At 46.1% G+C, this 15,407-nt stretch carries 15 protein-coding genes; 1 reads left to right on the top strand and 14 read right to left on the bottom strand.

Annotated elements, in window-relative coordinates:
• Positions 1–68: 68 nt before the first annotated feature.
• The 4 genes from HMPREF3093_RS06870 to HMPREF3093_RS06850 all read right to left on the bottom strand — a co-directional run bounded on the left by HMPREF3093_RS06870 (position 69) and on the right by HMPREF3093_RS06850 (position 4,129).
• Positions 69–668: a GNAT family N-acetyltransferase gene (locus HMPREF3093_RS06870; RefSeq protein WP_070756255.1), complete on the bottom strand. Its 600-nt coding sequence runs from the start codon at positions 666–668 to the stop codon at positions 69–71.
• Positions 661–1,449: an epoxyqueuosine reductase QueH gene (locus HMPREF3093_RS06865; protein ID WP_083316316.1), complete on the bottom strand. Its 789-nt coding sequence runs from the start codon at positions 1,447–1,449 to the stop codon at positions 661–663. The genes HMPREF3093_RS06870 and HMPREF3093_RS06865 overlap by 8 nt, the downstream gene beginning before the upstream one ends.
• A gap of 718 nt (positions 1,450–2,167) precedes the next feature.
• The gene (locus HMPREF3093_RS06855) at positions 2,168–2,683 is read right to left on the bottom strand and encodes an ATP-binding protein (protein ID WP_070756252.1); all 516 of its coding nucleotides are present in this window, start codon (positions 2,681–2,683) and stop codon (positions 2,168–2,170) included.
• Positions 2,684–2,752: 69 nt separating this feature from the next.
• Positions 2,753–4,129: a hemolysin family protein gene (locus HMPREF3093_RS06850; RefSeq protein WP_070756251.1), complete on the bottom strand. Its 1,377-nt coding sequence runs from the start codon at positions 4,127–4,129 to the stop codon at positions 2,753–2,755.
• Between the two features lie 228 nt (positions 4,130–4,357).
• Here HMPREF3093_RS06850 and cbpA point away from each other — a divergent pair, with 228 nt between their 5' ends.
• Positions 4,358–4,993, top strand: coding sequence for a cyclic di-AMP binding protein CbpA (cbpA, locus tag HMPREF3093_RS06845; protein ID WP_070756250.1), 636 nt, complete (start codon positions 4,358–4,360; stop codon positions 4,991–4,993).
• A 75-nt stretch (positions 4,994–5,068) separates the two neighbouring features.
• Here the strand turns inward: cbpA and HMPREF3093_RS06840 are convergent, their stop codons facing one another.
• The 10 genes from HMPREF3093_RS06840 to galU all read right to left on the bottom strand — a co-directional run bounded on the left by HMPREF3093_RS06840 (position 5,069) and on the right by galU (position 15,403).
• Complete coding sequence (locus HMPREF3093_RS06840) at positions 5,069–5,971, bottom strand: RluA family pseudouridine synthase (RefSeq protein WP_070756249.1); 903 nt, start codon at positions 5,969–5,971, stop codon at positions 5,069–5,071.
• A gap of 2 nt (positions 5,972–5,973) precedes the next feature.
• The gene (locus HMPREF3093_RS06835; protein WP_070756248.1) at positions 5,974–6,582 is read right to left on the bottom strand and encodes a thioredoxin family protein; all 609 of its coding nucleotides are present in this window, start codon (positions 6,580–6,582) and stop codon (positions 5,974–5,976) included.
• Between the two features lie 31 nt (positions 6,583–6,613).
• Positions 6,614–7,450, bottom strand: a complete 837-nt coding sequence (locus tag HMPREF3093_RS06830) for an NAD kinase (protein ID WP_070756247.1) — start codon at positions 7,448–7,450, stop codon at positions 6,614–6,616.
• Positions 7,451–7,467: 17 nt separating this feature from the next.
• Complete coding sequence (locus tag HMPREF3093_RS06825) at positions 7,468–8,100, bottom strand: GTP pyrophosphokinase (protein ID WP_070756246.1); 633 nt, start codon at positions 8,098–8,100, stop codon at positions 7,468–7,470.
• 140 nt (positions 8,101–8,240) lie between these two features.
• Positions 8,241–9,134 (bottom strand): methyltransferase domain-containing protein, encoded by an 894-nt coding sequence (locus tag HMPREF3093_RS06820; protein WP_070756245.1) that lies wholly within the window; start codon positions 9,132–9,134, stop codon positions 8,241–8,243.
• 135 nt (positions 9,135–9,269) lie between these two features.
• Positions 9,270–10,625 carry a phosphoglucosamine mutase gene (glmM, locus tag HMPREF3093_RS06815; RefSeq protein WP_070756244.1) on the bottom strand — a complete coding sequence of 452 codons (1,356 nt, stop codon included), beginning with the start codon at positions 10,623–10,625 and terminating at the stop codon, positions 9,270–9,272.
• A 51-nt stretch (positions 10,626–10,676) separates the two neighbouring features.
• Positions 10,677–11,807: a CdaR family protein gene (locus HMPREF3093_RS06810; protein ID WP_070756243.1), complete on the bottom strand. Its 1,131-nt coding sequence runs from the start codon at positions 11,805–11,807 to the stop codon at positions 10,677–10,679.
• Complete coding sequence (cdaA, locus tag HMPREF3093_RS06805) at positions 11,804–12,667, bottom strand: diadenylate cyclase CdaA (RefSeq protein WP_070756242.1); 864 nt, start codon at positions 12,665–12,667, stop codon at positions 11,804–11,806. Before cdaA ends, HMPREF3093_RS06810 begins: the two co-directional genes overlap by 4 nt.
• Positions 12,668–12,853: 186 nt before the next feature.
• The gene (locus HMPREF3093_RS06800) at positions 12,854–14,203 is read right to left on the bottom strand and encodes a sugar transferase (protein ID WP_257244566.1); all 1,350 of its coding nucleotides are present in this window, start codon (positions 14,201–14,203) and stop codon (positions 12,854–12,856) included.
• 309 nt (positions 14,204–14,512) lie between these two features.
• Entirely contained in the window at positions 14,513–15,403 is an 891-nt protein-coding gene (galU, locus tag HMPREF3093_RS06795; protein WP_070756241.1) for a UTP--glucose-1-phosphate uridylyltransferase GalU, read from the bottom strand.
• Between the last annotated feature and the right edge of the window lie 4 nt (positions 15,404–15,407).

Here is a 15,407-nt window from a genome sequence, read left to right as displayed (position 1 = left end):
AGCTTGAACTCTAGCCTGGTTTTCCTGTCTGGTAACGCACCACCAGACAGTACCGGTTCCATTTTAGCCTATGCATAAGAAGCGCGCTCGCGACGACGAGCCCAGTCCGATTTGAGTAGGCCATAACGTAAATCATCGATACGGACATCATCCAACTGATGTCTGCCCCGCAAACATGCTTCTAGGGAAAAGCCACATTTTCGTAAGACTGACTGACTCTGTTCATTACTGCTATAGCAGGACGCCTCTAATTTATAGAGATTCAATAAGCCAAAAGCCACCTCGATAAAGGCCGAAACAGCTTCCGGTACAATGCCCCGCCCCCAATAAGTAGGATGTAGGACATAGCCAATCTCTAAGATATCTGGCCCCAGACGATCAATAAAATCAATGGAGCCAATCACTCGGTCAATGCCCTTGAGGGTAATGCCGTAACCAATCGGCACCCTGCGATAACTCATTTCTTGAGGAAAAACTTGGGTAAAGTAGGTAATTTCTTGTTCTAGACTCCGAATGCGTGGGAAGCCCGCCGCCTGAGCCACGGTATCCAAGTGGGCGTAGGCAAACATGTCTTCCGCATCCGCCAAGGTCCGCTTACGCAGGACTAGGCGATTGGTCTCCACGCGTGGCAAGTGGTTGTCCACCACGCCACCAAATATCTTAATCATGGTTTTCTTTGGCCTCCTTCGCCTCACCCCTGCCAAAGTTAAATGAAATCTTGTCCCAATTCTCGTGCTTATCCTTGAGATAAGCCAAGGCTTCCTTATTCACCTCCCGTAAGTCCACCCCTTGCTGCTTGGCTGCAAAGACACAACCACAGTAACACTGGCGATAGACATCGTATTCGCGGCACATGACGATTGAGCGCTCATAGCCTTTATTCTTCTTAAAATCACTTGGTAAGTAGTTAACGTCATAGAGTTGTTGAACCTCTAGCCCCAATTCATTAATGAGCTGACTGTTTTTCTTAGGGGATAGGGTCAGAGCCGAACCAAAGTAGTCAAAGCCCAATTCTTGGGCCACTTGCGCTACCCGGTCTAGTCGCATATTAAAGCAAGCCGAGCAACGCTCGCCCCCCTCTTCTTCTTCAGCCAATTGATGGAACATGACCATACGCGTAAAGACTTCTGGCCGATATTCATCTTCAATAAAGCCCGCCTGATGGCCAGTCCGTTCATTGAATTGGTCAATGAAACGCTTCTGCTCATGGGCTCGGCGTTGATACTCAGACTTAGGATGAATATTGGAGTTGGAGAAGAAGATGGTCACCTCCGCGTGTTGGCAGAGAAATTCGAGGGTGGAAGTCGAACAAGGCGCACAACAAGAATGCAAGAGGATGGTTGGCTTGTCTTCCTGGGCCTCCCATTTAACAATCATTTTGCGTAAGACCTTGTCATAGTTAATGGTCTGATTCTTCAGACGTCGTAAGACTTCTTCCGCGTTAATCATAGCATGCATGGCCTCATCTCCTTCCCACATTTATCTACCTATAGTATACCATAAATGCCGAATAAATAGCATTGGCTATTTTACGTTATTCCTATTATTCATATTGCGCAAAAAAAAGACCCCATTCTGACCTCTTTCTAAATTTCAGGGGTCAAAATGGGGTCAGATTTTATAGGTCGCTTACCCACTTGAGATAAAAGACTTTGCGTGACAATTAGTTAGTCTTTCCTGCTAGTCTGCCGTACACATTGTTGTCATCTCCTACTTAAAGGTTAGCCACAAAGCGCCGATGATGATAATCCGTCCGATTAGCGCTTTCCAATCTGGCTTCGTGCGCTCTATTTTGAATTCGACCTTGAAGTTCTTCATTTTCACTGTTTTTTATGATATACTAAGCATGACCCCCGGAGGGGTGTAGGAAGCTTACGCTTCCCACTTGATGCGCCACTTGAGCTTGAACAACCAGAGGCTGATTTCGAAGGTTACCTCGTGTTCTCGTTTAGGTGGCTTTTTTTCGACATGAAAATATACTTTTAGACCAAAAACCGTAAATAGAAGCCAAGTCAACCATTGCATTTTTTGCAATAGTTGAATGCAAATAAAAAAGACCCCCAGGCCGAAGCCTAGGGGTATGTCATAAAGACCGCCTTCAAACATTGCGAGTTTAGCGAAAGCAAGACACAGTAAAAGGCACCACGTCAGCAGTACCCCATAGCTTTTATAAGTCGATTTCTACCTGGTAACCGTCTTGAATCAGAAGATAGTTGGCGCCCGCTTGCTTAGCCTGAGCGAGCTGCCTTGCATTGTCCCGCAAGACGCTGTCCAGGGTACACCAAGTGTCATCTATCCTTTGCTCAATAGCATTGGCATGTGCTTTGATATCGGCAAAGTGCTTTCTAATATAATCCTCACTCATGATTAGGCAATAATACTTAATCTGGCTAAGTTCGTCTGCTTCAAAATCCTTGGCCCAATCAAACGGGATATAGCAGCCTTCTACTATCAAATTTTGCCCATTCTCAATGGCTGTTTTAATCATCTCCCGCACAATCGGCCAGAGAAATTCGGTCAAGGTCTGATCATCCGTCATGGCATGATGGGGACTATGGCCACTCCGAATCAAGCCCATTTTTAGATGGTCGATGGATAGGTAGGGATAATGATATTTTTCCAATAGTCTCTGCGCGAGCAGGGTTTTGCCTGTATGAGACGCCCCCATAATTAAGATAATCATATTCTTTCCTCCCTCTCGAATTCTATAGCAGAAGAGGCAGAGATGCTCCGTCTCTACCTCTTTAAAAGTCTAGTTTTCTTCGTTTTCTTCGTCACCAAATTCTTCTTCTTCGAAGTCTTGGTAGTCAAAATCAGCTGCCAGTGTGCGCTCTGCATCTAGTGTCAGCAGCACCCAACGAATACGGCCATTTTCAATTTGAGTGGTGGTCAGGACATAGTCATTAACCCGCACCGACAAACGCTCATCATCATCTGGCACATAGCCGATAATTTGAATCATGAGGCCGGCAATGGTTTCCACGTCCTCTGATCGCACCGACTCATTGAAGGTCGCATTAAACTTATCTAGGGTAACCCCGCCGTCAACTTCCCAGTGGGTCTCGTCAATGGCCTGGAAGGACTCGCTATTGATGTCGGACTCGTCTTCGATTTCCCCGACAATTTCTTCAATTAAGTCTTCTAGGGTGACAATCCCTTCGACACCGCCATATTCATCCTTAAGGATGGCCAAATGGGTTTGTTCGCGACGGAACTCTAAAAGTAGGTCATCTGTGTAGATGGTATCGGGCACAAACATTGGCTCATTGGCAATCTCACGTAAGTCTAAGTTATCAAATCCATGTTGGCGTGAGGCACGTAAGAGGTTTTTAACATGAATCACACCAATCACATTGTCCTTATCCCCTTCATAGAGTGGAATCCGCGAGAAAGGACTATCTAATAAGGCATTGATATTTTCTTCTAGCGGATCTTCAATATCAATCATCTGGGTGTCTGTCCGAGGCACCATGACCTCACGGGCCAACTTACTATCAAGCGATAGCACGCCCTGCATCATGGCAAACTCATCCGTGTCAATGGCCCCATCGTTACGGCTGTTGGCCAAGAGGGCCTTCATCTCACTACGGGTGAATTTTTCTTCTTCTTTGGTAAAATCAATTGGCGTCAATCGCTTCAAAAGCCCTGTTGAAGCCGTCAGCAAGCCCACAAAAGGCTTGGCTAACCACTGAGTAACAGAGATAAAGCCCGCCGTGCCTAAGGCAATCTCTTCAGGCATCTGAAGGGCGACCTGCTTAGGATAAAGTTCCCCTAAAACCAGGGTTAAATAAGATAAAACAAAGGTGACAATCAAAATCGCGACTGCTTTTCCGCCCGGCAAACTTGGCAACCAAGTCATAATTCGATCTGCAAAGGTAGTTGCAGCCGACGCACTAGAGAAGAAACCTGCTAAGGTGATGGCAACTTGAATGGTAGCCAAAAAGTCGTCCGACTTATCCAACAATTTCATTACGCGTTGGGCTTTGACATTGCCTGATTCCGCCAGTTGGGTCATCTTTTGTTGGTTGAGCGAGACGAAGGCAATCTCTGATGCCGAGAAAATCGCATTAATAAAGGTCAGTACTAAGATTAATAAGATTTGTGTACTTAAATTCCCCGAGGGGTCCATTGTCGTCAATCTCCTTTTGCTTTTACAATATAATGTTAAGTTTAATAATAGGTAAAAATGATGCAAATTGCAAGAGCTAGGGACCAATAATGCGTTTTCTTTTAGATATTTTTAATATTATATGAGATATCCATGAGAAAACATTGTGTTCTTTCCTTATTTTTGATACACTATATGAGATTGGGCCCCATTTTAGGGGGCAAAAGTTCCCCAGAAAGGAGTGTCGCTATGATTGAACAACTAGTCGTCCCTAAACAGCAGATTACCTATCTAACCGAAGCCGATAACTGCGCAAGCGCCTTGGATTTATTAGAAGATCAGGGACTACGCTGTGTGCCCGTCCTAGATGCCACCCAGACCCTCTACCGCGGTAATCTCTATCGCTATCACATCTATCAATATGCCTATCATCACCCTGATGAAGATTTGAGTCGCCTGCCGGTCACCCATTTCCTCAAAAACACGACTCGCGTAGTGCACGAGCAGGACTCCTTCTATCATATGGTCTTTACCCTCAATGACCTACCTTACGTAGCTGTTCTGGATCGTGACAATCGCTTCAGCGGTATTATTCGCCATAACACCATGTTGCAGTGGCTAGCTCAAGCCTGGGCCATGCCGAATGCAGGCTTTGCCCTATCGGTTGAGACCTTGGGGAGCCGTGGGGAACTGGCTCAAGTCAGCAAGTTAATCAATCGCTTTAGCGACATTATCTCTGCTACCACCCTGGAGAAAACCGATATGGATACCAAGGGCCAGATTCTCTATGTTCTGCCAAGCAGTCTGGACCCCGTTGAGTTTAATCAATTGGTCAAGCAATTAGAGCGACGTGGCTACCGCATTCGAAGCTACCGTATACACTAAGTAAGGTTGAAGTTAACTCCAACCTTTTTCTATAAGAAAAGAGCTCGATTCGTCAATGATCGAGCTCTCTTTTTGTTATAAGTTACTTTCCCTCTTGGCTAGCCAAGCAGCCATATCCTCAGGTAGAGGGGCCGATAGGACTAGGCGCTGGCCAGTGAAAGGCTGGGTGAGACGTAGTTCACCGCAGTGTAGGGCCTGGCGACTAATCGCTTCCAAATGCGGGCCACCATAGAGGTCATCTCCGACTAGGACCCCACCTGCATCCTGCATATGAACCCGAATCTGGTGGGTACGACCGGTGTGAAGGCGAAGCTTGAGTAGACTGCTGTCAGCAAAACCTTGCTTAAGCCAATATTCGGTGACTGCCCGCTGGCCACTTTCATGGACCCGACGCGTGATAATCGAATCTTCTGTGCGCGCAATAGGGCGATCAATGACGCCGTGAGCCGGCCAGTCTGATTTTGTTGAAATGGCCAAATAATACTTCTCAACTTGTCCACCTTGGACCTGCTTATCCAACATGGCGTGAGCCAAACGGTGCTTAGCTATCAACATAAGGCCGGTGGTCTGGCGGTCCAAACGGGTGACAATATGGATGACCTGGTCTGCGTAGCCTTGGCGCTGATAATAGCCTTTAACCCGATTGGCCATGGCGGAATCCGGAATCCGTTTGGAAGGGATGGAGACAACGTCTGTCGGCTTATTGACAATCAGTAGGTCCCGATCTTCGTAGATGACCTGGATGGGAACATGTGAAGGTGGCACCGTCTCATGTGTGCCCTCGTCGGCCGCCACCAAGGTCAGGACATCGCCTGCTTCTAATTTGGCAAGGACATTGACTTCTTGTCCGTTCAGTAAGATGTTACCGCCTTCGAATTTGACATGTGATACGAACTTGCGAGGGATGCCCAGATGCTTAAGGTAGTCCTTAATCCGTACTGGATGGTCCCCCTCATAGTGCCATTGAAACTGAACCACGCTTATTTCGCCGCCTCATTGATAAAAGCTTCTAGCTCCGCCATCTTACTAGCGTGGTTAACATTGATTCCTGGCTTGCCCCCTTTAACAATAAAGGCATTAGGCACTTTATTCACACCATAGACTTGCATAGCAGATTCGAAGTTACTGTCGTTTGCGTGTTTACGCGTATTGTAGTAATAAACGGTCACGCCCTTTTCCTTGGCCAGTTGGTTTAACTTAGGAGAGAAGGCGTGGCAGTAAGGACACTCGTCAAAGCCCAGATAGATAATCTTAGCCCCATCTGCCGTTGACAAGATTAAGTCGTTATAATCCTGTTCGCTTATAATCTCCTTAAAGTTGGAATAATTGGAGGCCTTATGGCCCTCGCTCGTATCTAAGGTAATTTGATCTAAACTAGCGTAAAAACTCGCCTTATCAGATTCAGACATGGTCGCGATATTAGTATCTTCAGGAATCTCGACCTTTTGATCAACTTCTGAAGCCGGCACATTAGCCACGGAGCTGTTTGAAGGCTGACTCGCCTCTGGTCCTAAATTACAAGCTGCTAGGCTCAAGCTTGTTAGTCCTAAAAGACTGAATTTGATGATTACTTGTAGGTTAAAACGCATGTGTTTCCCTCTTTTTCTATTTGCTGACTTGTTAGTGCTTGATTTTTGCATCTCGTTCCTGCTTATGGCCGATAAAGGAATTCTCTACGCGGTCCCAGAAATGGGTGTGGCGGAAGCTGGCAAACTTAATCCGTGTATCAGCCAACTGGAATTTGACTGACTGGATGCCCTTAGTCTCGCAAGTGAGATGGTCAATCATGAGCATGGTCTGAGCTTCTTCTTGAATTAGCAAGGTTAGGTATTCATCACGCGGAATAATCATAGGTGCACCTAGCGTTCGATAGACCCGATTATTAAGGGCAGCCATCTCTGTTAGTTGCAAGGCGTCTACGCGCGGATGCATGACAGCCCCACCTAGTGACTTGTTAAGGCCGGTGGACCCGGTTGGTGTTGCAATACAGAGACCATCACCACGGAAGGTCGCAAAGAACTTCTCGTTAATCTGAATCTCGGCCACCATGGTGCCAGCCATAGTCCTTAAGGAACATTCATTTAGAGCTAACCATTCATGTGTTTTGCCATCTTTGCAAGCAGCCTCTACCTTAAGTAAAGGATAGCTAACATGGCCTTGCCCGCCAGAACGAGCCAAACTGTCGACTAACTCGTCAATTTCATGTGGAAGCCAATCGGCATAGAAACCCAGATGGCCGGTGTGAATCCCGATAAAGATGACACAATCCAACCAGTCCTGATAATCGTGGAAGGCCGCTAGGAGCGTGCCATCACCGCCAATGGTAATCAGGTAATCAGGCACCTGGCCAGGTTCCACCAATCGGAAGCCTGCAAGCTCCAATTTATCCTTGAGACTGGCCTCAATTTCTAAGGATTGGGGCTGTTGATTGGTATAAATCATGATTGCTTGTTTCATCCGTCAACCGTCCTTCCTTAGCGTTTGTCGAAGAGCAAGAGCGCTTCACGAATCTCATCGCGAATCTCCGACATCTCTTCGTCCAGGCGAAAGGCTGCCTCGGAGGCGCGCTCTAGCCGTTCTAAGATTTCTTGTGGGTATTCGCCTTGGTATTTGTAGTTGAGCGAGTGCTCAATGGTTGCCCAGAAGTTCATGGCCAAGGTCCGAATCTGAACCTCAACAATGAGTTGCTTGACTTCGCCGGAAGCCAGCTGGACAGGATACTCCAAAACCATATGATAGGAGCGATAACCGCTTGGCTTACGGTTTTGAATATAATCGCGAATTAAGAGGACCTTGAAGTCCTGACGATTCTTCAAAATATTGGCCACTTCATAGATATCTTCTACGAACTGACACATGATCCGAACACCGGCAATATCCTGTACCCCTACTAAAAAATCTTCTGGCGCAATCTTGCGTACTTCCATTTTCTCTAAGATGCTCTCCCGCGTTTTGACCCGTCCGGTCACAAACTCGATAGGCGCCCGACGATGCTCGATACGAAACTCCTTGCGCAGGTTTTTAAGTTTGAGCTTAAGCTCATCCACTGCCTGCTCATAGGGTGCCAAAAATAATTGCCAATCATCGATAAAATCATCCGCGACCATGCAACCCACCTCCTGATACTCACACCCTTCATTTTATCATATTTGAAGCCCCTTCGGCTACTAGAAACCTAAGCTAATACGCGACTAGATGCCATAGAAAAAGGAGCTAGCTCTCTCAAGCTAACTCCTTAAGTAAATCCTTATTCCTTCCAGCCTACTAAGACCGTCAGATCGAGTAGGAATTCATCCGGTAGAGACTCCACTAATTGGCTAGCCTGACTTGCATCTAGATGCCAAGTCAAAGGCGTCATGGAGACTAAGTCAGCCTTGGCTTGGTCTGTGAGCAGACGCTTTTCCTGCACTAGATAGGCTTGATGGTGACGGTAGTGGCTTTCAAAGACTTGTCGGGTTGCCTGGTTGTCGTAAGTTTGCTTGACAGTTTCTTGCCCTAAGGCCCGGCGGATTTCTGCCAAATATCCGCAATTTGGAATAACCTTGAAGACCCGACCGCCCGGAGCCAAGACCCGGTCGAATTCCTGATAATTGGAAGGCGATAAGATGGACAATAGGCCCTCGATGCTATGGTCGCCAATTGGTAACTGAGCTAGGTCCCCTACTAGATTAAGTTGTTGCCCATTAAAATCGGTAGCCAGTGCAATACCTGCTCGCGCCAAATCCACACCAAGTCCAATCCGGTGGTTAGAGTCTTGAGCTAAGAGCCAGGCCAAGTGACTCCCTTCTCCCGAACCTGCATCTAGGATGCGATAAGGCGAGTCTGATTGTCCTAGGCTTGCTTGATGGTCGCTTACTAATTGGTTTAGCAGGTCCTGCAAGGGAGCGTAATAAGCAGATTCTTGTATAAACCGCCGTCTTGCCTGAAAAAGTTTCCGGTCATAATGGTCATCAACTGACTTATTGCTCAAAAAATAGGTGCCTTGTTTATGGCTATCTACTCGGTGTCCCTGAGGACAAACCAAACTATAATCCTCCAGGCTCAAAGCCTGATGGCAGTGATGGCAGCGCAGGCTCAGATGTCCCAAATGCGCTTGGAGCCAGTCCTGGGTCCGGTCTTTCTTGCTTTTTAATTCCGTCATAATTGGCTCCTTCCGCACTTTACTATTGCATGATCGTCATTGGACATTATAGCCCTTATCCGCTGATTTTTCAATCGAGCTAGCCAATAACAACAAGAAAGGTTGGCACCCTAAGGTCCCAACCTAATACTAGGCTTATTCGATTCCGCGTTCAGCACGAATGACATCGGCAATGGTATCCACATAGCGGGAAACCTTCTCGTCGGTTGAGGCTTCTGCCATAACCCGTAAGAGAGGCTCAGTCCCACTTGGACGAACCAAGATACGTCCGTCACCGTTCATTTCAGCTTCAACCGCTTCAATCACTGCCTTAACAGCAGGCTCATCCATAACGGTGTGTTTGTCTCGTACGCGAATGTTAACTAGTTTTTGGGGGAAGATGGTCACTTGAGCCGCTAATTCAGACAGGCTCTTACCTGTTTCCTTCATTACGGCTAGGAGTTGAACGGCACTTAAGAGGCCATCCCCAGTTGTATTCAAGTTAAGGAAGACGATGTGGCCAGATTGTTCGCCCCCAAGGACATAACCACCTTCACGCATGGCTTCTACTACGTAACGGTCACCCACTTGGGCTTTCAGTGCGACCATGCCATGTTCTTCAATGGCCTTGTGGAAGCCAATGTTGGACATAACCGTCGATACGATGGTGTCTTTTTCTAGGCGGCCTTTAGATTTAAGGTGTTGGCCACAGATGAACATAATTTTGTCACCGTCAACCAATTCACCATTCTCATCTACTGCAATCAGACGGTCGCCATCACCATCGAAGGCCAAACCAACCATGGCGCCTTTTTCTTTGACGAAGGCTTGCAGACCTTCTGGATGAGTAGAACCTACGCCATCGTTAATGTTAATGCCGTTAGGACGGTCACCCATGGTGTAGAAGTCGGTCTCTAAATCAGCGAAGAGTTGGTTAACCAGAGGTGCTGTTGCCCCGTTAGCTGCATCGATGCAGACACGAATACCTTCCAAATCACCCGAAATAGTCGATTGCAGGAACTGCAAGTATTTGATGGCCCCTTCAGGGAACTCATCGATGGTACCAAGACCGTCGGTACTTGGCCGTGGCAAGGTATCTTCTGGTGCATCAATTAAGGCTTCGATTTCTTCTTCCTGTTGATCAGAAAGTTTGAAACCGTCAGAACCAAAGAATTTAATCCCATTATCCAAGGCTGGGTTGTGGGAAGCAGAAATCATAACCCCTGCTGCCGCATTCTGCGTACGGGTCAGGTAGGCTACTGCTGGCGTCGAGATGACGCCTAATTGCATAACCTCAATCCCTACTGATAAAAGGCCGGCTACTAAAGCTTGCTCCAGTAATTGGCCAGAAATCCGGGTGTCGCGTGCCACCAAGACGCGTGGATGCGCCTGTTCTGGTGCATGTTGCATTAAAACGTAACCCCCGCACCGGCCCAGTTTAAAGGCTAACTCCGGTGTTAATTCCGTATTAGCGACGCCGCGAACGCCGTCAGTTCCAAAGTATTTTCCCATTGTGTTTGTTTTCTCCTTCTTATTATGAGCTAATCTAAAGGTGTTCGATGCTTATTCGACACCTTGAGCGCCAGGATTGGCGTTATTGTCTTCTGTCACACCCGGATTGGCGTTGCCACCATTTTGATTGGGGGTTGTTGGGGCTTCTTCCACCGCACTGCTGGAGCTAGCGGCAGGTGTGCTACTGGTAGTATCACTGGTATCCGTTGTGATTGGGGTGACCGTCACAGCAACTGAAACGGGGCCTGAAAGATTGGCGGTGACACCCTCTGGCAGTTCTAACTGACCTTTGAGTGTGGCACTAGAGGTCAAGTTGCTGACGTCTACATTGACCTTAATATTACGGATGTTTTCTAATACTGAAGCCGATCCTTGAAGGGCAATTTGACTAGCATCAACCAGTTGATATTGGTAACGAAAGCTATTGGATTCGCCTTGCGCGGCCACCACTAAGTTAACCGTCTTACGCTGTTGTGCGTTAAGCTCAACATGTGCTTCTACTTCGCTAACATTGGCATTGACGTCCAAGAGTTTGTTGTCAGCATCCACTACCTGGAGTTTGAACTTACCGGTAAAGGTCCGGTTGTGAGCAGTAGTATTGCCTATGCGGATGTAGGCGCGTTTCACCTTATTGATATTTTCCTCATTGCCCGTCAACTCAACTTGACTTGGATTGAGCGTCACATTTCCAACTTCCATACCAGAGGCAATGGTACCTTCTTCTATTTCGTATTCTACTGGTACAGTCACGGTCTTACGTCTTGCAACCTGGACGACTACCCGCGATGGGTTAATCTGATATTTAACACTGTCTGGCAAGCCAGGAATTTCTAATTTGAGGGTTTGTTGCCCTGTCTCAATACCGGTTAGATCTTCGGTTTGGACAACTAAATTGCCACTAGCTAGGGAAGAAACGATATTCTTAGGACCCGTTAGGGTAACGGTCACGGTTTCTTGCAGTTGGCTGACGAAAATATCGTCGTCGTGCTTACCTAATTTAACTGGCACATTGGAGATGGTCTCGGTTGTATCCACACTGACTACTTGCTGCAAATTAGATAGGCTAGTCACTGAGGGGCTACTTGCCTGTACCATACCATAGAGGAAGACCGCAAAGACTAGAGAAGCAATCCGCAAGAACCATTTATTGTCATACCAACGACTATTCCAAAACTTATTCATGCGGCACCACCTTTCTGCTTGTTAAAGAATGACAAGAGCTCATTAACCAGGCGGTTACGATTAGACTCAGCATTATCGCCTTGGTCGTCTCTACTTAAATATCGTTTTAAGAGCTCCTTGAGCTCCTTAGAATCTACATCCCGGTGCAAATGGTCTCTCATGGCCAAGCTAACCCCACCTGTCTCTTCCGAGACAATCAAGGTCACCGCATCTGTTACTTCTGACAGACCGATAGCCGCCCGATGGCGCGTCCCTAATTCCTTAGGAATGGCCTGACTACCAGATAAAGGCAGATAGCAGGCAGCTGCTGCCACGCGATGGCCCGCGATAATAACGGCCCCATCATGAAGTGGCGTATTGGGGATGAAGATATTAACTAAGAGCTGATGGGAAATAGCTGAATCCATAGGAATCCCTGTTTGGATGTATTCATTCAGACTATTTTCTCGTTCGATGGAAATCAGCGCCCCGATTTTCCGCCGCGACATGTACCAAATACTCTTGTCTAAGTCTTGAATCAATCGAGCAGTCGGATCATGCTCCAATCCCTTTCGTGAGCGAGAACTAACCGTACGGCCAATTGATTCTAGAGCTCTACGTAATTCTGGTTGGAAGAGGATGACCACGGCCACCACACCCCAGGAAATGATTTGTTGTAACAACCAGTCAATGGTCTGCAGGCCAACAATAGAGGCAATAAATTTTGCGGCCAGAATCATGCCGACCCCTTTTAACAAGTTCATTGCTCGAGTATTACGTGCATAGAGCAAGACACGATAGATAATGTACCAGACAATGGCAATATCTAGGAGCCGAACCAAGGGCTTGTCCGCTAAGAATTGATTAAACCATTCTAACATCTTCTCCTCACCTTTCTCTTGTATTCGACTTATTATACCATAAGTTGGGCAAGGGAGAAAATTTTTGTATAGATAAGCTCCCAGATAATCTTGTCAACTGAAACTGGGCAAGAACACGAGTTATCTGAATGACTATCTATTCTAAAAGAAAAAGACCAGCAAAAGCTGATCTTTTCCTATCGCAACTTAGCGAGCGCCCTTACCAAGTAGGACAATTTGTATGGTTTTAATGAGAATTTTGACATCTAACCACAAGGACCAGTTATCGATATATTCGGCGTCTAACCGCACGACTTCCTCAAAGTCAGTAATATCACTACGGCCACTTACTTGCCAGAGGCCGGTAATACCGGGCCGTAACTTAAGGCGTTTTTTGTGGCCAGCAGAATAGGCTTTGAACTCACTCTCAGTCGGTGGCCGGGTGCCGATTAGACTCATATCACCAATCAGAACATTATAGAACTGCGGCAGCTCATCTAAACTAGTCCGGCGAATAAAGCGACCGATTTTTGTAATACGTGGGTCATCTTCTAATTTGAACATGAGGCCCTTCATCTGATTGTATTGTTCCAATTCCTTCTTGCGCTCTTCAGCATCAGCATACATGGAGCGGAATTTATAGAACTTAAAGACCCGTCCATTACGACCTACACGGTTTTGTGCGAAGATAGCTGGGCCCTTGGATTCTAGCTTGATCAAAGGCACTAGCACTAACCCTATTAAAAAGGTCAGGACAAGGCCAACTAAGGCACCTAGGATGTCCAGTAGTCGCTTAATTACCATCCACTCGTAATCATAGAATTTAGTAGAGAAAGTTAAGACACTAAATTTACCTAACTTGCGGACTCGGCGATCCGAATTGAGAGGAATCTCAAAGGCCGAAATATTAAGGCTTACTATAATTCCCATGGATTGGAAGAGCAAAAGGTAGTCTGAAATCTGCTCATCGAAATCACGAGACAAATTGAGGAAAACCTCATCAACAACATTTTGCCTAGCATAGCATTCCATTTCATCAACCGTGACTAGATGCTTACCTTTAAAAATATCAGGCAAAGCAATTTCTTGAGGATCATCTAGTAGCGCAATCGCACTAATCTGACCACCCCAACCTTGACTTACCTTAAATCGTTCAGCGATGATATCTAATCGATCGGAAGTAGTAACTAACAGAACCTTACGTGAATATTTGAGAGTTGGATAGAGGTGTTGGTAATAGTACTTAATACTCGAATGAATAGCAAAAACCAAAAGTCCATTCAAAGCGACAAAAACCAGGGATGCAGTCCGAGGAATATAGAAATGACTTTTTGACATAAAGACCATCATGGTAATACCAACAAGAAAATACAAAGAATATATGATGACTGATTTGAGTTGCTCTAGATAACCCCTATCAAACAAGGAGTTAAACTGGCTTGACATATAAAAAGCCGCTATATGGATCAGCAGCATGGTATTAACATCTTCTATATCAATATGGAATCGAGGTGAACTACTCTGGGTTAAAAATAGGCCTACTAATATGACACCCATCAAGTCAACCATACATATTAAAAATTTTTTTAAATCACGATCTTTCGTGGTCACAACAGAGTATCCTCCTTACAGGAAAAGCCAAGGGCTTAGTAACAACATTAACCCATTATAGCACCTCTTACCTAAAAATTCTATGCTTTTCACAATGAAAATTGATACTTATTGTTTTTCATCTAGAAGATGAAAGAAAGTGCGCAAAATGTTTAGCAATAATATCATAAAATACAAGCCCTTTCAACAAGAGGCTAGTCACATTCATCGCACTGACATCAAAAAAGGCCGGGACTCTTATCCCAGCCTTTGTTATCATTTATCTAGTTCTATTGCCAAACGCTTGATGTAGGCTTTTAGACCTAATTCCGTTTCAGGATGGTTTAGACCATATTCAACCATATAGCGCATGTAACCCATTTTGTTGCCGACATCATGTCGGTTGCCTTGGCATTGGACCGCTAGCACTCGCTGGGTCTGATTGAGCTTATTAAGGGCATCCGTCAACTGAACCTCGTCTTCCTTACCTACAGGTAGGTCTTCCAAGAGATTGAAGATTTCAGGTGGCAAGACATAACGTCCTGCAATAGCCATGTGACTCTTGAGTTCGCTAGCCTTTGGTTTCTCCACCATATTGTCAATGTGATGAACAGGCAAGCCGACTTGACTGGATACTTCTTTGCCTAATTCAACAATCCCCATTTGTTCAGCTTCCTCATCAGAAACCTCCATAATGGCTACATTGGCCGTCTGGGTCTCTTGATAAAGGTCCATGAGTTGGCGAGTGACAGGTTTTTCACCCGTCATGATATTATCGCCTAGCATCACTACAAAAGGCTCATCCGCCACAAAGGCCTTAGCCGCTAAAATCGCATCTCCTAAGCCCTTTGGATAGGATTGGCGAACGAAGAAGAGATTAGCCTGGGTAGTCCCCTCTACTAATTTAAGCAAATCAGCCTTGCCTTTTGAGCGGAGGTTGTCTTCCAATTCAATATTGGAGTCAAAATGGTCCTCGATGGGACGTTTGGTTCTACCCGTAATAATCAAGATTTCCTCGATACCAGACGCAATAGCTTCTTCCACAATAAACTGAATAATAGGCTTATCTACAATCGGGAGCATTTCCTTGGCAAAGGCTTTAGTTGCTGGCAAGAAGCCTGTTCCATAGCCTGCCGCAGGAATGACAGCTTTTCTAATTTTCTTCATGAGG

Origin of the sequence: Abiotrophia sp. HMSC24B09, assembly GCF_001815865.1 — a bacterium.
Lineage (GTDB): Bacteria > Bacillota > Bacilli > Lactobacillales > Aerococcaceae > Abiotrophia.
Note: the sequence above shows the minus strand (reverse complement) of the source record. Positions and strands in the feature narration are given on the sequence as shown.